This window comes from Pseudomonas syringae group sp. 247E2 (assembly GCF_032587795.1).
GTDB classification, from domain to species: domain Bacteria; phylum Pseudomonadota; class Gammaproteobacteria; order Pseudomonadales; family Pseudomonadaceae; genus Aquipseudomonas; species Aquipseudomonas amygdali.
The window spans coordinates 145,338-163,774 of record NZ_JAWHPK010000010.1; the positions used below are offsets into that span (position 1 = coordinate 145,338).

13 protein-coding genes, 1 tRNA gene and 1 pseudogene are annotated in these 18,437 nt (G+C 54.6%); 10 read left to right on the top strand and 5 right to left on the bottom strand.

Annotation, left to right across the window (positions count from 1 at the left end; translation table 11 throughout):
* Positions 1-82: 82 nt before the first annotated feature.
* The 9 genes from RYC18_RS12535 (at position 83) to RYC18_RS12575 (ending at position 10,554) form a co-directional block, all read left to right on the top strand.
* Positions 83-1,810, top strand: a complete 1,728-nt coding sequence (locus RYC18_RS12535; protein WP_080396227.1) for a tetratricopeptide repeat protein — start codon at positions 83-85, stop codon at positions 1,808-1,810.
* A gap of 4 nt (positions 1,811-1,814) precedes the next feature.
* Positions 1,815-2,432 carry a lipoprotein insertase outer membrane protein LolB gene (gene lolB / locus RYC18_RS12540; protein WP_004660426.1) on the top strand — a complete coding sequence of 206 codons (618 nt, stop codon included), beginning with the start codon at positions 1,815-1,817 and terminating at the stop codon, positions 2,430-2,432.
* 20 nt (positions 2,433-2,452) lie between these two features.
* Entirely contained in the window at positions 2,453-3,301 is an 849-nt protein-coding gene (ispE, locus tag RYC18_RS12545) for a 4-(cytidine 5'-diphospho)-2-C-methyl-D-erythritol kinase (protein ID WP_044294212.1), read from the top strand.
* A gap of 37 nt (positions 3,302-3,338) precedes the next feature.
* A tRNA-Gln gene (locus RYC18_RS12550) sits at positions 3,339-3,413 on the top strand.
* 45 nt (positions 3,414-3,458) lie between these two features.
* Positions 3,459-4,400: a ribose-phosphate pyrophosphokinase gene (locus RYC18_RS12555; RefSeq protein WP_002552145.1), complete on the top strand. Its 942-nt coding sequence runs from the start codon at positions 3,459-3,461 to the stop codon at positions 4,398-4,400.
* Between the two features lie 124 nt (positions 4,401-4,524).
* A complete protein-coding gene (locus tag RYC18_RS12560; protein ID WP_002552144.1) occupies positions 4,525-5,136 on the top strand; it encodes a 50S ribosomal protein L25/general stress protein Ctc in 612 nt (203 codons plus the stop codon).
* 164 nt (positions 5,137-5,300) lie between these two features.
* The gene (gene pth / locus RYC18_RS12565) at positions 5,301-5,885 is read left to right on the top strand and encodes an aminoacyl-tRNA hydrolase (RefSeq protein ID WP_316886171.1); all 585 of its coding nucleotides are present in this window, start codon (positions 5,301-5,303) and stop codon (positions 5,883-5,885) included.
* A 21-nt stretch (positions 5,886-5,906) separates the two neighbouring features.
* Positions 5,907-7,007: a redox-regulated ATPase YchF gene (gene ychF / locus RYC18_RS12570; RefSeq protein WP_004663905.1), complete on the top strand. Its 1,101-nt coding sequence runs from the start codon at positions 5,907-5,909 to the stop codon at positions 7,005-7,007.
* Positions 7,008-7,551: 544 nt separating this feature from the next.
* The gene (locus tag RYC18_RS12575) at positions 7,552-10,554 is read left to right on the top strand and encodes an RNA-directed DNA polymerase (protein WP_316886172.1); all 3,003 of its coding nucleotides are present in this window, start codon (positions 7,552-7,554) and stop codon (positions 10,552-10,554) included.
* A gap of 220 nt (positions 10,555-10,774) precedes the next feature.
* On the opposite strand, the pseudogene RYC18_RS12580 reads toward RYC18_RS12575, so the two are convergent.
* From RYC18_RS12580 to RYC18_RS12590, 3 genes and pseudogenes are all read right to left on the bottom strand, one after another.
* A pseudogene (locus RYC18_RS12580) lies at positions 10,775-11,267 on the bottom strand (TetR/AcrR family transcriptional regulator).
* Between the two features lie 111 nt (positions 11,268-11,378).
* Complete coding sequence (locus RYC18_RS12585; RefSeq protein WP_316886173.1) at positions 11,379-12,590, bottom strand: hypothetical protein; 1,212 nt, start codon at positions 12,588-12,590, stop codon at positions 11,379-11,381.
* Between the two features lie 230 nt (positions 12,591-12,820).
* On the bottom strand, positions 12,821-14,239 hold the full coding sequence (locus tag RYC18_RS12590) for a mannose-1-phosphate guanylyltransferase/mannose-6-phosphate isomerase (protein WP_316886174.1): 1,419 nt from the start codon (positions 14,237-14,239) through the stop codon (positions 12,821-12,823).
* Positions 14,240-14,515: 276 nt separating this feature from the next.
* Between RYC18_RS12590 and RYC18_RS12595 the strand changes: the two genes are divergently transcribed.
* Positions 14,516-15,664: a glycosyltransferase family 1 protein gene (locus tag RYC18_RS12595; RefSeq protein ID WP_316886175.1), complete on the top strand. Its 1,149-nt coding sequence runs from the start codon at positions 14,516-14,518 to the stop codon at positions 15,662-15,664.
* Between the two features lie 43 nt (positions 15,665-15,707).
* On the opposite strand, the gene RYC18_RS12600 is transcribed toward RYC18_RS12595, so the two are convergent.
* Together RYC18_RS12600 and RYC18_RS12605 are read right to left on the bottom strand one after the other, a co-directional pair.
* Entirely contained in the window at positions 15,708-17,114 is a 1,407-nt protein-coding gene (locus RYC18_RS12600; RefSeq protein WP_316886176.1) for a TolC family outer membrane protein, read from the bottom strand.
* A complete protein-coding gene (locus RYC18_RS12605) occupies positions 17,111-18,433 on the bottom strand; it encodes an HlyD family type I secretion periplasmic adaptor subunit (protein WP_316886177.1) in 1,323 nt (440 codons plus the stop codon). Before RYC18_RS12605 ends, RYC18_RS12600 begins: the two co-directional genes overlap by 4 nt.
* Between the last annotated feature and the right edge of the window lie 4 nt (positions 18,434-18,437).

Sequence of the window (18,437 nt, forward strand, 5' to 3'; positions counted from 1 at the left end):
TCAGTTTTTCCGACGGCTGTGGGTTTTGCCAACAGCCTTGTGTCATGATGCTCCCACCGCAGGTAAGCCGCCCTTCTTATATATGAATAGATCCTCCGCGTTGTTCCTTGCTCTTGCCTTTCTAGGCGGCTGCCAGTCAATGGCCCCCGCCTCGTCACAGCCCGTGCCCGCTCAGAAAGACGCCCCCCCCGCGCCTGAAGCCAAGCCGAAGGTCTATGGTTCGTTCACTCAGGACACCCTGGTCAGCCTGTTGAGCGCGGAGCTGGCCGGCCAGCGCAACCGCTTCGACATCGCCCTGGATAACTACGTGACCCAGGCGATCAAGACTCAGGACCCGGGGGTCTCCGAGCGCGCCTATCAGATCGCCGAATACATGGGCGCTGATCAGTCTGCGCTGGAAACCGCGCTGATCTGGGCAAGAAACGCACCGACCGACCTTGAAGCGCAACGCGCCGCAGCCATTCAACTGGCGCGCGCGGGACGTTACGACGATTCTCTGGTGTACATGGAGAGAGTCCTGCAGGGTCAGGGCGACACGCACTTCGACTTTCTGGCACTGTCCGCGGCCGAAACCGATCCGGACACCCGCAACGGCCTGCTCAAAAGTTTTGATCGGTTGCTGGGCAAATACCCGAACAACAGCCAGCTGATTTTCGGCAAGGCGCTGTTGCTTCAGCAGAATGGTGACGCCGAACAGTCGTTGAAGCTGCTGGAAGACAACCCACCCAAAGAAGGCGAAATCGCGCCCATCCTGCTGCATGCCCGTCTGCTGCAAAGCATGAACCGGGGCAAGGAAGCGGTGCCCCTGCTTGAGAAAAGCATCAAGAAATACCCGGACGACAAACGCCTGCGCCTGACGTATGCGCGCATGCTCGTCGAGCAAAACCGCATGGAAGACGCCAAAGTGCAGTTTTCCGCTCTTTTGCAGCAATATCCGGACGATGACGAACTGCGCTTCTCGCTGGCTCTGGTGTGCCTTGAAGCCAAGGCCTGGGACGAAGCGGCTGGCTACCTGGAAGAACTGATCGCCCGTGGTGCACACGTCGATTCAGCGCATTTGAATCTGGGTCGCATCCACGAAGAACGTGAGGACCCGCAAAGCGCGCTCAACGAATACGCTCAGGTCGGACCGGGACCGGACTTCCTGGCGGCTCAATTGCGCCAGGCCGATATTCTGGTCAGCAATGGCAACGGCGCAGAAGCGGCCAAACGCCTGGCTGAAGCACGTGCCGAAGAGCCCGATTACGCCATTCAGCTGTACCTGATCGAGGCCGAAACCCTGACCAGCAATGATCAACTGGATCGCGGCTGGCAGGTGCTGAACACGGCACTCAAGCAATACCCGGACGACGCCAACCTGCTCTATACCCGCGCCATGCTGGCTGAAAAGCGCAATGATCTGGCGCAGATGGAAAAAGACCTGCGCAGCATCATCAAGCGCGAGCCGGAAAACGCCATGGCGCTGAATGCACTGGGCTACACCCTCTCCGATCGCACCACGCGTTACGCCGAAGCCCGCGAACTGATCGAGAAAGCCCATCAGATCAGCCCCGACGATCCGGCAGTTCTCGACAGCCTTGGCTGGGTGAATTACCGCATGGGCAATCTGGATGCTGCCGAACGCTACCTGCGCCAGGCGCTCGAACGCTTCCCTGACCACGAAGTAGCCGCACATCTGGGCGAAGTACTCTGGGCCAAAGGCGAACAGCGCGAAGCCCGGAAAGTATGGGCCAAGGCCCTGGAACAACAACCCGACAGCACCGTCCTGCGCAGCACACTGCGACGCTTGACCGGTTCAGAGACCCTTTGACGTTATGTTTTTGCGCCACGTAATCGTATTCAGCCTCATCGCCCTGCTCACCGGCTGTGCCGGTCTCACTTCCCGCGAAGCCGTTCAGGGCAAGGGCGACCCCGCGCAATGGCGCGAACACAAACAGCAACTGAGCAGCCTCGATGGCTGGCAGATCAACGGCAAGGTCGGCATCCGTGCGCCGAAGGACTCCGGCAGCGGCACCTTGTTCTGGCTGCAGCGTCAGGATTACTACGATATCCGCTTGTCCGGTCCGCTCGGCCGTGGCGCAGCACGACTGACCGGCAGGCCCGGCGCTGTCGCGCTTGAAGTCGCCAACCAGGGTCGCTACGAAGCCACGACGCCGGAAACACTGCTTCAGGATCAACTGGGCTGGAAGCTGCCGGTTTCCCACCTCGTATGGTGGGTGCGCGGTTTGCCGGCACCGGACAGCAAAAGCAACGTGACGCTTGATGGCGACAGTCGTCTGGCCAGCCTTGAACAGGACGGCTGGCAGGTGGAATACCTCAGTTATGTCGAACAGAATGGCTATTGGCTGCCCGAACGCGTCAAGCTGCACGGCCAGGACCTCGATGTCACGCTGGTCATCAAGGACTGGCAACCTCGCAAACTGGGGCAATGACCATGACTGCATTACAGGATATGGCCACACCCCAGCTGGTTTTGCCTGCCCCGGCAAAGCTGAACCTGATGCTGCACATTCTGGGACGCCGCCCGGACGGCTACCATGAGCTGCAAACCCTGTTTCAGTTTCTCGATTATGGTGACGAACTGGGCTTTACCGTTCGCCAGGACGGCGAAATTTGTCTGCAGACCGATGTACCCGGCGTCCCGCATGACAGCAATCTGATCGTCAAAGCCGCCCGCGCGCTGCAAAAACAGTCCGGTTGCACGCTGGGCATGGATATCTGGCTGGAAAAACGCCTGCCCATGGGCGGCGGCATTGGCGGCGGCAGCTCGGATGCTGCCACCACACTGCTGGCGCTGAATCATTTGTGGCAGCTTGGCTGGGATGAAGATCGTCTGGCGCAACTGGGCCTGACTCTGGGCGCTGATGTACCGGTTTTTGTCCGTGGACACGCCGCATTTGCTGAGGGTGTCGGGGAAATTCTCACCCCGGTTGACCCCGAAGAACCCTGGTATTTGGTGCTCGTTCCGCAAGTCGCTGTAAGTACAGCAGAAATTTTTTCAGATCCGTTGTTGACACGCGACACGCCGCCCATTAAAGTGCGCCCCGTTCCCAAGGGAAACAGTCGAAATGACTGTAAGGCGGTTGTAGAGAGGCGTTACCCAGAAGTACGTAACGCTTTGAATTTGTTAGGTAATTTTACCGAAGCAAAATTAACCGGAACTGGAAGTTGTGTGTTTGGGGCCTTCCCAAACAAAGCTGAAGCTGATAAAGTCTCGGCCCTTCTTACAGAGACCCTTACGGGGTTCGTAGCAAAAGGAAGTAACATTTCGATGTTGCATCGCAAGCTGCAAATTCTGTAACAGGAATTGAGTGCCAGGCACTCGATTGATTCAATACAGGGGCGTCGCCAAGCGGTAAGGCAGCAGGTTTTGATCCTGCCATGCGTTGGTTCGAATCCAGCCGCCCCTGCCATTTTCTATACTCATCCAGGTTACCCTCAGCCTCTAGGTACTGCGCGTGTCCAAGATGATGGTCTTTACGGGGAATGCCAACCCCGATCTCGCTCGGCGTGTAGTACGTCAGCTGCATATCCCACTCGGTGATGTTTCTGTCGGAAAATTTTCCGACGGCGAAATCAGCACTGAGATTAATGAAAACGTCCGCGGTAAAGACGTCTTCATCATTCAGCCGACTTGCGCACCAACGAACGATAACCTGATGGAACTGGTTGTGATGGCTGATGCCTTCCGCCGCTCCTCAGCGTCCCGAATCACTGCTGTGATTCCCTACTTTGGTTATGCCCGCCAGGATCGCCGTCCGCGCTCCGCACGTGTTGCCATCAGCGCGAAAGTTGTTGCTGACATGCTCACCGTGGTGGGAATCGACCGTGTTCTTACGGTTGATCTTCATGCTGACCAGATCCAGGGTTTCTTCGATATTCCGGTAGATAACATCTACGGCTCCCCCGTTCTGGTGGATGACATCGAAGACCAGCGCTTTGAAAACCTGATGATCGTTTCCCCGGATATCGGCGGCGTCGTGCGTGCACGTGCTGTTGCGAAATCCCTGGGTGTCGATCTCGGTATCATCGACAAACGCCGTGAGAAAGCCAATCACTCTGAAGTGATGCATATCATCGGTGATGTCGAAGGGCGTACCTGTATTCTGGTCGATGACATGGTCGACACCGCCGGCACCCTGTGCCACGCGGCCAAGGCCTTGAAAGAGCATGGCGCAGCCAAGGTCTTTGCCTACTGCACACACCCTGTGCTGTCGGGCCGGGCGATCGAAAACATTGAAAATTCCGTGCTGGACGAACTGGTGGTCACTAACACCATCCCGTTGTCCGCAGCAGCACAAGCTTGCAGCCGTATCCGTCAACTGGATATTGCGCCGGTAGTCGCCGAAGCGGTTCGCCGCATCAGCAATGAAGAATCGATCAGCGCGATGTTCCGTTAACTGACATCACGCAGACGAAAAGCGCCCCGCCCTGACATCCGGTCAGGGCGGGGCTTTTTTGCCCATACCGCCCAAGCGCTGGTCGCAAACGCAACGGCGGATGTGGTTAATTTGGAGATACAACATGAACGAATTTACCCTGAATGCAGAACAGCGTTCCGACCTGGGGAAAGGTGCGAGCCGCCGCCTGCGTCGTCTCGCCAGCCTGGTTCCAGCTGTCGTCTACGGTGGCGACAAAGCCCCTGAGTCCATCAGCATGCTGGCCAAGGAAGTTGCCAAACTGCTCGAAAACGATGCGGCCTACAGCCACATCATCGAGCTGAACGTTGGCGGCCAGAAGCAGAACGTCATCATCAAGGCGCTGCAACGTCACCCGGCCAAAGGCCACGTGATGCACGCTGACTTCGTGCGCGTTATTGCCGGCCAGAAACTGACCGCAATCGTGCCGATCCACTTCCTGAACGAAGAAGCTCCAGTCAAGAAAGGCGGCGAGATCTCGCACACTACCACTGAACTGGAAGTGACCTGCCTGCCTAAAGACCTGCCTGAGTTCATCGAAGTTGATCTGGGCGCGCTGGAAGTAGGCGACAACGTTCACCTGTCCGAGCTGAAAGCACCTAAAGGTGTCGAGTTCGTTGCCTTGGCACACGGTACTGACCTGGCAATCGCCAACGTCCACGCACCGCGCATCGTCAAAGACGAAGCAGAAGAAGGTGAAGAAGGCGCAGCCGAGTAATTCATTACTTGGTAACGTCGGAGTTGCTCAGGAAACATCGCGAGCGATAGCAGGCAAAGCGGGCGAGATCGCTGAGTTTACATCATGGTAAATGAGCAGTTTTCGCCCACATTGCCGCTGTCGTCAGCGGTTTAACCCTCAACTCCAAAGGAAGAGCCCCTGTCGTGACCGCCATACAACTGATCGTGGGCCTGGGAAATCCAGGCGCTGAATACGAACAGACCCGGCATAACGCAGGGGCTTTTTTTGTTGAGCGTATTGCTGCGGCGCAGCGAGTCAATCTCGTTCCCGAGCGCAAATTCTTTGGCCTGACCGGGCGTTTTACGCATCAAGGTCAGGATGTTCGTCTGCTGATTCCCACCACTTACATGAACCGCAGCGGCCAGGCCGTCGCGGCACTCGCCGGTTTCTACCGCATTCCGGTTGAGTCGATTCTGGTGGCGCATGACGAGCTGGACCTGCCTCCGGGCGTTGCCAAACTCAAAGTGGGTGGCGGCCATGGCGGTCATAACGGCCTGCGCGACATCATCGCGCAGCTCGGCAACCAGAACACATTTCATCGCTTGCGGCTTGGCATCGGCCACCCGGGCGATGCCAGCAAGGTATCCGGCTTTGTCCTGGGTCGAGCGCCACGCGCCGAACAGGAAAAACTGGACGCCAGTATCGACTTTGCCCTCGGCGTGCTGCCGGATATCCTCGCCGGTGAATGGAACCGGGCGATGAAAAACCTGCACAGCCAGAAGGCCTGACATCACTCGAGGGGAAACACCATGGGATTCAATTGCGGCATCGTCGGCCTGCCTAACGTCGGCAAGTCCACCCTGTTCAACGCCCTGACCAAATCTGGTATTGCGGCCGAGAACTTCCCCTTCTGCACCATTGAACCGAACAGCGGCATCGTGCCGATGCCTGACCCGCGCCTCGCGGCACTGGCAGCCATCGTCAACCCGAAACGCATCCTGCCGACCACCATGGAGTTCGTCGACATCGCAGGCCTGGTGGCAGGTGCCTCAAAAGGCGAAGGCCTGGGCAACAAGTTCCTCGCCAACATCCGCGAGACCGACGCCATCGCTCACGTGGTGCGCTGCTTTGAAGACGAGAACGTAATTCACGTCTCCAACAGCGTCGACCCCAAGCGCGACATCGAGATCATCGATCTGGAACTGATCTTCGCTGACCTCGACAGCTGCGAGAAGCAACTGCAAAAGGTCACGCGCAATGCCAAGGGCGGTGACAAGGACGCAGTGGTCCAGAAAGGCCTGCTTGAACAACTGATCGCCCACTTCAGCGAAGGCAAGCCAGCACGCAGCCTGATGAAGAGCATGAGCAACGACGAGAAGGCCACCATCCGTGGCTTCCACCTGCTGACCACCAAGCCGGTCATGTACATCGCCAACGTTGCCGAAGACGGTTTCGAGAACAACCCTTTGCTGGACGTGGTCCGCGCCATCGCCGAAGAAGAAGGCGCAATGCTGGTGCCGGTCTGCAACAAGATCGAAGCCGAAATCGCCGAACTGGATGACGGCGAAGAAAAAGACATGTTCCTCGAAGCGCTGGGCCTCGAAGAACCCGGCCTGAACCGCGTTATTCGCGCTGGCTACGAAATGCTTCACCTGCAGACCTACTTCACCGCTGGCGTCGAAGAAGTTCGCGCCTGGACCGTCCGCGTCGGTGCAACAGCACCACAGGCCGCAGGCGTCATCCACACCGACTTTGAAAAAGGCTTTATTCGTGCCGAAGTCGTGGCCTATGACGACTTCATCCAGTTCAAGGGTGAAGCCGGTGCCAAGGAAGCGGGTAAATGGCGTCTCGAAGGCAAGGAATACATCGTCAAGGATGGTGATGTGATGCATTTCAGGTTTAATGTGTGATTGAGCACTTGACTTCAGCAGCTTGTTAAAACACTTAGAAGCTGCCTAAGCCCAATAAAACCGCGCCTTTGCGCGGTTTTTTGTTTTGATGGAAAGAATTTTTATCATTCTGCGAACGCGTCTGAACAGCTCAAAAAGCACTTATATCCCCCGATAAGAGCTTGAGCAACGGATTGGGTTTCAACTATTAACGTTAGAAAATCACCTCGCGCCGAGTGCTGACCCAACGAGCAATTCCACAATATTTTGTCTTGGGGCAGCTAAATGTGAGATACCCGAGCGTATAAAAGTTTCGCGTTTTCCCTGGCTCATTGGATCATTGCACATCGAGTAATAGCACTTTAGTATTCCTTCCATCACACATGGAAGATTCAGCAATGACCTACCCCCAAGGAATACTGTGGCCAATACCCATTACCCAATCTCAAAACCCTAAGGTAAAGGAGAGCAGGAAAGCTTCAACGCTTCAGTTTTGCTTATTTGGCAGACCAAGCAAAAATAGCCTTAAACCTAAGAAAAACTTCCTGCATCAGGAGGCTATTTGATGATAGCCACACTGAAGGAGCTTGCTTTCGCTTGGCGCAAGGCGAAGGTAGACCTCTACTATTCAACCCATCCACAGCTACTCGCAATGGCTGAGTATGAGAATGACTTGCTGGACAACCTTAAGAGATTAAAGAAAAAGCTCCTTGGCAAAGATGAACGCTGGATAAAAAAAACCGATTTTCTCGGTGAATGGACGCTGGCACCTAAAGCGCTGAGACCAGCGCCAATCAAAAATGCGCCTGAAAATCCCGGCCTGATCTTCGCCGCACCGGAAGACGACTGGTTAGACATGACAGAGAATGGCAAAGAACCCATTGCTGAGTTTCGTCTCATGGCGCAATGCAGTATGGATTTCCATGTACTGTCGGCGCTGTGGATGATGGAAGTCGGCGATCTCTTCGATAAGGCTTTGGGCGAAAATGTCTATGGTAGCCGATTACGCCGGAACCGCTCCGAACAAATCAACAAATTAGCACTGGGCTCGTTCAAACCTTATCTGAAACCTTTTCGAGACTGGCGAGATGGAGGCATCAAAGCGATGCGCTCTGCCTTGACCGATAAAAAGAAGGTCTTAGCCCTGACGGCTGACGTGAGTAGTTTTTATCATGAACTTAACCCGGAGTTTATGCTGGATGAACGCTTCCTTAGTTTTTCCGGAGTCAAGCTGAGCAAGAATCAGAAAAAACTACACCGAATTTTTATAAGAGCCTTGCAGGCTTGGTCGAAAAATACGCCATTGAAAAAAGGACTGCCTGTCGGCCTGCCTGCATCAGCAGTGGTAGCAAACTCCGCCCTGCTACGACTCGACCAATTCATAGAAAAACAAGTAGTACCTCTTTATTACGGCCGTTATGTAGACGACGTCCTACTTGTGATGGAGAACACCAGCAATATTAAAACAACCGCGCAATTTTGGAATTGGATACTAAACCGAGAGGACGGTAAAGAGCTGCTCACCATTAGCGAACAGGGCATTTTGTTCAACCCAGATTATCTCGTTGATAGCCATATTGCCTTTAATAACAGCAAAAATAAATTATTTGTTCTTGCAGGAAATCCGGGCACAGCTTTAGTCAATGCGATTTCTGAACAAATCAACCAACGAGCCAGTGAGTGGCGTGCGCTACCCAGCTTGCCAGACTCCTCAGCGACCGTCGCTACTGATTTGCTCAAAGCAACTAATAACGGTGGCGAACAGGCGGACAATTTACGAAAAACTGATGCTCTCACTCTGCATCGTGCGGGTTTTGCTCTTAATCTTAGGGATTATGAGGCCTATGAGCGTGATCTGCCACCACAGGCTTGGCAGGCGCATCGACACGCATTTTTTGATGCGGTAATTGACCACCTACTCACGCCAATGAAGTTTTTTGAACTGGCTCAGTACATGCCTCGTATCATTCGCATGGCTACTGCTTGTGAAGATTTTGAACACCTCGGCAAGCTTATCAAGGCATTAGACAAGTTAAGACTTACCGTGGAGACAGACTGCAAACTCGAGATAAAGGCACAGAAAAAGCCAGTCTCAGAAGATGAGTGCATATCGCGCTGGCAGAAGATACTTCTTCAAACCTTGCACGAGAACATCGCCTCGGCCTTCCCGCTCCCTCTGAGCCAAAGGGGAAGTGTGGGCTGGAAAGCCTTTATGCTTATTCTGGAAACCAACCTCAAGTACTTCGGTTCTGCTTTATTTGAGCTACTAGAGGACTTGAACGCCCTACAAAAAACCCAAGCTCTCCTATTCAGCCATGATCTCGCTCACGCGCCTTTACGCTTTGCCGGTATGCCTAAAGAAATGGTCAGCCGGCGTGGCATTCAGCCTCTACGCGACCTCAAGGCTCTGAAAGTCACGGGGTTGCTTAGCCCTGGCGTCACTAACGGGATTAAAGTTGTATCAAACTGGCTAAATCTTGAGAAAGGTGCGCCTGCTGGGCTAATCTTCGCTACACGTCCTTTCAGCCTGAATGAGCTGTATCTGATTGCCCACAAACCTTTCGCATCAGAAAAAGAATCTCAACTGGGCAAGGTTATTTCAGCCATAAGGGGATTTGAGCTTAAAGAGCATCAAATGCCTTACCTTGACCCTGATTCCAAAGTTTTAAGCATTCCAGATGGCAGCTCTAAAGGCAAACCGACTATAGCAGTGTCAAGCTGGGAAACTCTAGACCAAAGCTTTGTTGCGGCAGCGATGGGCAAACCAGATCCTGATAGCCGTCGCCGCTATCAACGGCTCAATCGTCTTATAAATGAGCTAATATCGAGACCAGATGGTACAGGCTATCTCATTCTTCCGGAGTTATCACTCCCACCACAGTGGTTTATGCGTATATCTGAAAAACTTAAAGGCAGGGGGATATCTTTAATTACGGGCGTGGAATATTTACACACTCATGACAGTAAAGTTCATAATCAAATATGGGCATCACTTACCCATGATGGCCTTGGCTATCCCTCGTTAATGCTTTACAGGCAAGACAAACAATTCCCAGCCTTTCATGAAGAACAGGAGTTATTCAGGCTCGCTGGTGCGAGAATGATCCCTGCTGAAACATGGAAATCTCCACCTATAATTCAACATGGAGATTTTCGCTTTGCCCTTCTCAACTGCAGTGAGTTGACAAACCTTCGCTATCGCGCCGACCTCAGGGGTCAGATCGACGCTTTATTCGTACCAGAATGGAACAGCGATACCGATACCTTTAACGCTCTTGTTGAATCGGCAGCACTGGACATACACGCTTACATTATTCAATGCAATAATCGCCAATACGGTGATAGTAGAATCCGCGCGCCTTACAAAGATCGCTGGAAACGCGACCTTTTAAGAGTCAAAGGGGGTAATCATGACTACTGCATCACTGGCGAGATTGATGTTCAAGGTCTGCGTCAGTTCCAGTCCAGCCATCGCTCACCCCTTAAGGATTTCAAACCAGTACCTGATGGGTTCAACCAAGACATGTCCCCCCAAAGGAAATTATTACCAAAAGGGGGGCAGGCATAAACATGAAAAACCCGTTTTATATATTGCTTTTCATTAAGCGGCTCAGTCAATGTTTTGAACTTCTGCAGCCACAAAAAAGCTGTCGATCGTAATAAAATAAGGCGGACTTAGCAAGAGCTGGTTTCTATAAGCAGATATTCACCGAAGAATATTATACCCCTGATAAAGCCGCGATACGTCGCGGCGCTCTGTTTCTGATGTAACGTGCCGGCGAGGCACGTTACATCTGCCGCACAGGAATCAGTCCCGCTTCCTGACAAGTAAGTATCAGCTCATCGAACAAACCGATATCACAGCGGATACGGGCCATCAGTTGCGCACCGGCAACGGCGGTGTAGATGGAACGGGCGCGTCGCTCACAGCTGGCTGAATCGCCCAGTCCTGCGTCAATCAGGACATCGGTCAGCCAGGCCACGTTTGTATCTGCAAACGCCTTTACTTCAACCTTGACCTCTTCGGGCAGGTCTTCGTACTCAGCGGCCATGAAGCTGGCCATGCAAAGTCGGTTGGCATGCTCCAGCGATGTTCGAAATGTTGAAGGATAGTGCTGCAAGCTAAGGCTCGGATCCGGATCTCGTAATGCCTCCAGCACAGCTGCGGCGTCCTGCCAGTAGCGCCTCGCCGATGATGCGGAAATTTATGCCACTATAGCCGTGCACCTGAGCCGCTGCTTTAGCAACTGCCAATATGGCCTCCCGCGCATTTTCACTCACGCTCGATTACTCGACTGGTTTGATAGACGCGGATTCTTTTCGCAGATTGAATGCCTGCCAACTGGAAGGTAGCGACACCGCCAGAGCGTTGGCTCACTTGGCCCAATCGGCTCAACACAACCTCACTTTAACAATATTGGGCTGGTGTTTATCTGAAACTTCCTTAAAGCCCCCTTGGCGGTGGGCGATCAACGATGCTTCAGTAGGGTGGTTATATCCTTTATGGGTACCTGCCGAAAAAAAAGCAATCGACTGTGAATTGCGTGCGGCGAATACACCAATGCTGCTGGCAAAGTCTCCATGATGCGGGACAATAATCGCGGTGTATGAAGTATTTGCCAAGCCAGAGATAAGCGAGTTCGTATCTTGTCTCATACGCTCATACACGTAGTCACCTGGGATAAGAACCGTCTGACCACGCGCGTGAAAAACACACACAAGGCACTCACCATTCTTGTCAGGGTAACTGGGTTGACTACGATGCAAATCGAGAGAAGAACCAACCGTCAAAGGAATAAGTGTACCGTCAAAAACCTTGATTTTTTTGTTTACACTTTTATCAGAAAAAACCAACTGCTTTGTATTGATCGGCACATAAATGCTGTCTATTTTGCCCGAAAGCGTCGGATCCCATTGCAACAGCCGCCAGTGGTCGAGATCAGGGTGAGACAGGATCATGATGACGCGGTGTAAAGCCTGAACAGCGGTTTTCAAATCGTTTACGAGTAGATCAGGATAGTCCGGTCGTTTTATCGGGCAACCAGCCCCGGCATCAAACAGTACGCCGTCATGCTCATTATCAAGGAGCGACGCCATACCCTGCCCCACGTGAAACGAGTAAAAGCTGTAATCGTCGCCAGCATCCATTTTTATCGACTTTACGCTAGGCGGGGTTGGCAGTTCAGGCCCCGCCTTCGGGTCGAGGTCTAACAGCACGCTACCAAACGTTGGTTTGTTTTCCGAGGGATCACTAAAGGCGGCATAGTAGTAATTACGCCCTTTCCCAGGTGTAAACTCCAGAAGAAACCAGTCGGAGACCGGCTGATGCTCAACCAATGATTGCTTGTGGGTACCAATAAAGGAAAGCCCGTTACCTTTATTGGTTGACCAGAAATCAACATCGATGACATAGACATCAACGCCTTGACGCAGAGATACCTCATTCCATTCAGAACTCTTCACGCCTGTAAATCTCAGGCATCGACCACCCCTCAAATAATCCTTAACTGCATTGTCGTCTTCAAGCTTGCAGTAAAAGCTGATGGGTGAATCTTCAGTTGGTGCGGCTCGATCTGTCACCGGATCCCTCGACTGTATACTCATGTAGCTCCCTTTTTTTGATCGCTGCACTCCTAAGCCCTTCGAAGCTTATCAAATTTATTCAAAATATAGGTAACGCTGCTGAAGTCTCGGAAGACCTCTACACAGCGGCAGGATTTGTTACATCCGACGGTATCGCCACAACTACCCGTAAACATTTCCGTGCAAACAAAAACGCCCCACAAGCGAGCTTGCGGGGCGTTTTACCAAACGTGTAGCGGTGCCTGAGAAACTTACTTCTTCAGACGCCCGTAGCGGTCTTCGAAACGGACGATATCGTCTTCACCCAGGTACGAGCCCGACTGCACTTCGATGAGCTCCAACGGCACCTTGCCGGGGTTGGCAAGCGAGTGTTTGACGCCCAGCGGGATGTAGGTGGACTGGTTCTCGGAGAGAATCAGTTCCTGATCGTCGCAAATTACCTTGGCGGTACCCGATACTACGATCCAGTGCTCTGCGCGGTGGTAATGCATCTGCAGCGACAGGCACTCGCCCGGCAGCACGCTGATGCGCTTGACCTGGTAGCGCTCGCCGAGATCGATCGTGTCGTAGTGGCCCCACGGGCGGTTGACCAGTGGATGAGTGACGAACTCGGGACGCTCTTCTGCCTGCAGACGCTTTACCACGTCCTTGACCTGTTGGCTGTTGTGCTTGTTGGCGACCAGAACGGCGTCCTTGGTTTCGATAACGATCAGGTCCTCGACGCCAACAGTGGCAACCAGTCGATGGTGCGACTGCACCAGGCAGTTGCGCGTGTCGATTGCCATCACATCGCCTTCCAGGCGGTTGCTATTGGCATCATGTGGGCCTACATCCCAGATCGCAGCCCAGCTGCCCAAGTCGTTCCAGCCTGCATCCAGTGGCACGACCAGACCGAGGTCGGTGTGCTCCATGACTGCGTAGTCCACGGACTCATCGGCGCACAAGGCAAACTTCTCGGCCGAGACATGCAGGAAGTAGTTGTCGGCATCGGAGTCAGCCAAGGCTATGCGGCAGGCAGACAATATGTCGGAGCGATGCTTTTTCAGCTCAGCCAGGAACACCGAGGCACGAAACATGAACATACCGCTGTTCCACAGGTAAGCACCTGAGGACAGGTATTCGGCAGCCATCTCCGGGGAAGGCTTTTCCTTGAAGGCCTCGATCGCGAAGCCACCCTGAGCAATGGATTCACCACAGTGGATGTACCCAAAACCGGTTTCAGCGTGAGTCGGGGTAATCCCGAACGTCACCAGACGACCCGCCTCGGCATGTACCTGTGCAACCGCTACGGCTTGTCGGAAAGCTTCTTCGTCATGGATATGGTGGTCGGCAGCCAGCACCAGCAGAATCGGGTCGGTGCCATCCGCCGTTGCTTCGAGCGCAGCCAGAGCGATGGCCGGCGCCGTGTTGCGGGCAAGTGGTTCGAGAATGACACGACGGCTACCCATCTTCGCTACACGCAGTTGCTCGGCGACGATGAAGCGATGATTTTCATTGCTCACAACGACCGCAGGCGAGTGCTCAAGACCTTTCAGGCGAGCCAGCGTGCGTTGAAACATCGTTCCCTGATCCTGGCCATCAAGGGCAAGAAACTGCTTCGGGAAACTCTGTCGCGACAAAGGCCATAACCGCGAACCACTACCGCCAGCCAGGATTACAGGGGTGAACATAGACGCTCCATTCTTGGGCCACAAAGGCGTGGCAAAGGCCCATTATCCGGGTGCTCTGGCTGCTATGCAACATGAAGGCCACTACAATACGCCTACCATTCAGTAACTCCGTCGCCGCAACTGCTCGCCACCCCGTGCGAGCCAGGCCGCCGCATGTTAGTCTTCGCGCCCGATTCCGCGCCCGATTCCGCATATCCGCCACACGCAAGCGTAATACGCTGCCTTGGTACACCATTGAGAAGTAATGTAATTGATCGACATTGAGAACGACAGAACATGGATATAGGCTTGAGTTGTACGGTCTGGGCGAAAGGCGAACGTGCCGGCCATCTGGACGGTATCGGCATATATTCCAGGGCGCTTTGGCACAGCCTGACCAAGCTGAGTCAGGCTGGAGATATCCACGTCAAACCTTACGCTTTCGGCAAGCAACTGCCAGTCCTGGCCTGTGGTCAGCCGCAACAGTTGTCCAGCGACTACCGTATTCATGCCGTGCTCAGTGGCGTCCTCAAACTGCCATTGGGTAGCTCGACAAGCATCGCCAAAGACGTACAACTGTTCCATGCAACGGATCACCATATCCCGCGGATCAAAGGCGTACCTGTCGTCGCTACGATCATGGACATGATTCCGGTGCTGCACCCGGAATGGATCAAGCAAGACCTCAAGCGCCTGAAAAGCTGGCTGTTCACCACCAGCATCGAACGTGCCGATCACATCATCACCATCTCCGAATACAGCAAGCAGGACATGATTCGTCACCTGGGCATCGCGCCAGAGCGCATCAGCGTTACACCCCTAGGCGTGGACCCTGTGTATTTCGAGCGCATCGGCGCCGCCGAGCGCAACAGGGTGCTGGACGCCTATAGCCTCAAACCCGGCTTCTATCTGGTAGTCGGCACCCTGCAGCCTCGCAAGAACCTGCAGCGCGTGCTGGAAGCCTTCCAGCAACTGCCCGCACAGGTACGTAAAGAGCATCCGCTGGTAATTGTCGGTCGTGACGGTTGGAGTAACGAAGAACTGCTACCGCAGCTTGAGGCGTTGCAGCAACGTGGCGAAGGTCGCTGGCTGAGTTACCTGCCACAGAATGAGGTGCTGGCGCTGCTGCAAAGTGCCGGAGCGCTGGTGTTTGCTTCGCTGTATGAAGGGTTCGGTCTGCCGGCCATCGAGGCATTCGCGGCGCAGTGTCCGCTGATCGCGTCCAACAATTCTTCACTGCCGGAAGTGACAGGCGATGCAGCATGGGCTGTCGACCCACACAGTGCAGAAAGCATCAGCACTGCTATGCTCGCAGTCCTGGAACAGCCTGAAGAACGTGAGCGCAAGGTCCAGTCAGGGCTAGGACGTGCGCGTCATTTCAGTTGGGATGCCTGTGCGCAGAGCACGCTGGATATTTACCGCAAAGTGCTGGCGGCTCGTCGCTAGAAGAGCCACCAGGCACAAGCCCTTAAGCGCGTAGCAGGTGCGATCAGGGCGTCTTTTTCAAGGCCGAGTCCGCAGCCTTCTCGACTGCCGGATTGGTTCCACCCAGCCAGACATTGACGCTGTCGACACTCTCCTGCGGCGGACGGCCTGCCCATCGATTAAGGATGAACAGGTTGGTGATGAAGTCGTACTGCGCCCTGAGCAGGTCACGCCGCGCCTTGAACTCGTTCTGCACGCTGGTCAGCACATCGACCGCGTTCACCACGCCATAGGAAAAGGCTTTCTGCGCCGCAATACTCGATTGCTCTGCCGATCCCAGCGCGTTCTTGTTGGCGCGGATCTTCTCGACACTGGAAAACGCCGTCAGGTAGGCGTTGGTGGTTTCCTTGACCACCTGGCGGCGCACGCTTTCCACATCCTGTTCGGTGGCCAGTTGCTCGTTGTACAGCCCACGCACCCGCGCAGAGGTCGAGCCGCCGCTGTAGATCGGCACGCGCACGCCGATTGTCGCCACATAGCTGTCGCTACGCGGTGACAGGGTGTTGTCGTAGCCCACGTCACTTTGCTGGGCACCCAGGGTGAAGGTCAGCGTCGGATAATGCCCACCCTTGCCTTCACGTACCGCGGCGTTGGCGACGTCGAGACTGCTTTCACGTGCCTTGAGCAGCGGGTTGCTGTCGATGGCCTGGGCCACCCAGGTATCCATCGATTTAGACGGTGCCTGCAGCGCAATGTCGTTTCTGATGCGGCTCAAAGGCTCGGTGATCGGCCGCCCGACAATTTCCGAGAGCCCGGCACGGCTGAGCCTGATCTGGTTGCGGGCATCAACCTCCTGCGCGGCCAGCAAATCGACACGTGCCTTTAGATCCAGCAGATCAGTGACGACGGCCATCTTCTTGTCGTACATCGCACTGACCCGATCCAGGCTCTTTTGCGTCGCCCGGCGCTCAGCCATGATCAGCTCGAGTTCATCGTCGGCAGACAGCGCCTGGAAATACCGTTTGGCCAGATCAACCGTGGCCTCAGCCTGGGCATCTTCGGCCTGATGCCCCTTCTGCTCCGTCGTGCTCTTGGCCTTCTGGTAGGCTTCCCAAGCCTGTTTGTTGTACAGGTACTGGGTCAGGTTGAGCGAATAGCTGGAGTTGTTATAAATCTCGCGCTCCGTGTCATCCTTGCGCAGGATCCGGTTGTAACTGCTGTTCGCAGTGACCTGCGGCAACAGCCCGCCAAAGGCATCACGCTCGCTGTCGACTGCCGACTGAGCACGCAGATAGGCAGACAACACTCGCGGGTCTTCCAGACGCGCCTCTCGATACAGTTTCATCAGATCCACGGAGTATGCCGAAGCACTGGTGACCTGAGGCGCAGCGGGCTGCGTAGGGTCTGCATGAACCTGAATACTGACCAGCCCGAGGGAAAGGAACACAGGAACGAAGCGCAGCACGATCATTCCTCGATCATTGATTTGATAAACACATTGGACGCCGGCTTCAACAGGTATTGAAGCATGGTCCGTTCGCCAGCATTGATCAGCACTTCAGCGGGCATGCCCGGCTGCAGCTTGTGGTCACCAAGACGCTTCAAGCCTTTCTCGGTCAGTTTTACCCGAACCAGGTAATACGGCTCACCGGCATCGTCTTTCAAACGGTCGGCGGAGATACGCGTCACCTCACCCTCGATGACAGGAGTAGTAGCACTGTTGAAGGCGCTGAAGTGAACGTCCGTCAGCTTGCCGATGGAAATCCGATCAATGTCGGTGATAGCGACATGAGCCTCAACGACCAGCTCGGAAGATTCCGGCACGATATCCAGCAATGGCGTGCCAGCGCTGACTACGCCGCCCACGGTATGAACCTTCATGTCCAGTACCATGCCGTCCTCAGGAGCCCGAATGACCACGCGAGACAGACGGTCCTGCAGCGCGGTAGCGGTCTCCTGTAAATCGAATACCTTGGACTGCACATCGCTCAACTCTTTCGCGACGTCAGAGCTGAAATTCTTGTTCAACTGAATGATCTGCAGTTCGGTCTCGCTGATCTGTAGCTGAGTCTTGGTGATCGTGGACTCGTGATCGGCCACTTCGGACTTGAGCATGTCCAGCTTGCGCTCCTGCTCAAGCAATCGTTGCTTATCCACGAAGCCCTGAGATAGCAGATCCTTTAGCTCGGTGATCTCACTGCTGTAGGATTTTTCAAGGCTGATCTTGGTGCGGATCATGTCTCGCAGACCACTGATCTGCTGCTTCAATTGCCCGATGCGTTCGCGTTGTACCGATATCTCGGTCAGGCGGGAATTTTTCCGGGTGCTGAATACTTGTTGCTCGCCTGCTATGGCTTCTTTGGCCCGCACACTGTCCGTACCACTGATGGTCAGTGGCGGAATCGAGGGCAGTTCGTCGCGCTCGGCGCGCAGTCGCGCCTCCTTGGCCTGGGTAGAAATCAACTGATTGCGGGTCGACTCGTATTGAGAGCGCAATTGCGAGTCGTCCAGCACGATCAGAGGATCACCCTTGTGAACGGTGTCCCCATCACGGACAAGCAGTTCCTTGACGATACCGCCTTCAAGATGCTGAACCGTCTTGCGATAACTCTGCACCATCACCACACCTGAGCCATACACCGCATTATCCAATGGAGCCAGCGCTGCCCAGGTACCGAACAGGCCGAAGGTGACCAGTACGATCGCCACACCGATCCGGCGAATCCCGCGATCTGAGGTGGGCATGTCATCCGCGTGAGTGTCGAGCGTGGATATTGTCTTAATGCTCATTCAT

Coding starts and splice junctions, on each gene's coding strand:
- RYC18_RS12535 (WP_080396227.1), top strand. CDS start 83: ATGAATAGATCCTCCGCGTTGTTCCTTGCTCTTGCCTTTCTAGGCGGC.
- lolB (WP_004660426.1), top strand. CDS start 1,815: ATGTTTTTGCGCCACGTAATCGTATTCAGCCTCATCGCCCTGCTCACC.
- ispE (WP_044294212.1), top strand. CDS start 2,453: ATGGCCACACCCCAGCTGGTTTTGCCTGCCCCGGCAAAGCTGAACCTG.
- RYC18_RS12560 (WP_002552144.1), top strand. CDS start 4,525: ATGAACGAATTTACCCTGAATGCAGAACAGCGTTCCGACCTGGGGAAA.
- ychF (WP_004663905.1), top strand. CDS start 5,907: ATGGGATTCAATTGCGGCATCGTCGGCCTGCCTAACGTCGGCAAGTCC.
- RYC18_RS12575 (WP_316886172.1), top strand. CDS start 7,552: ATGATAGCCACACTGAAGGAGCTTGCTTTCGCTTGGCGCAAGGCGAAG.
- RYC18_RS12585 (WP_316886173.1), bottom strand. CDS start 12,590: ATGAGTATACAGTCGAGGGATCCGGTGACAGATCGAGCCGCACCAACT.
- RYC18_RS12590 (WP_316886174.1), bottom strand. CDS start 14,239: ATGTTCACCCCTGTAATCCTGGCTGGCGGTAGTGGTTCGCGGTTATGG.
- RYC18_RS12595 (WP_316886175.1), top strand. CDS start 14,516: ATGGATATAGGCTTGAGTTGTACGGTCTGGGCGAAAGGCGAACGTGCC.
- RYC18_RS12600 (WP_316886176.1), bottom strand. CDS start 17,114: ATGATCGTGCTGCGCTTCGTTCCTGTGTTCCTTTCCCTCGGGCTGGTC.
- RYC18_RS12605 (WP_316886177.1), bottom strand. CDS start 18,433: ATGAGCATTAAGACAATATCCACGCTCGACACTCACGCGGATGACATG.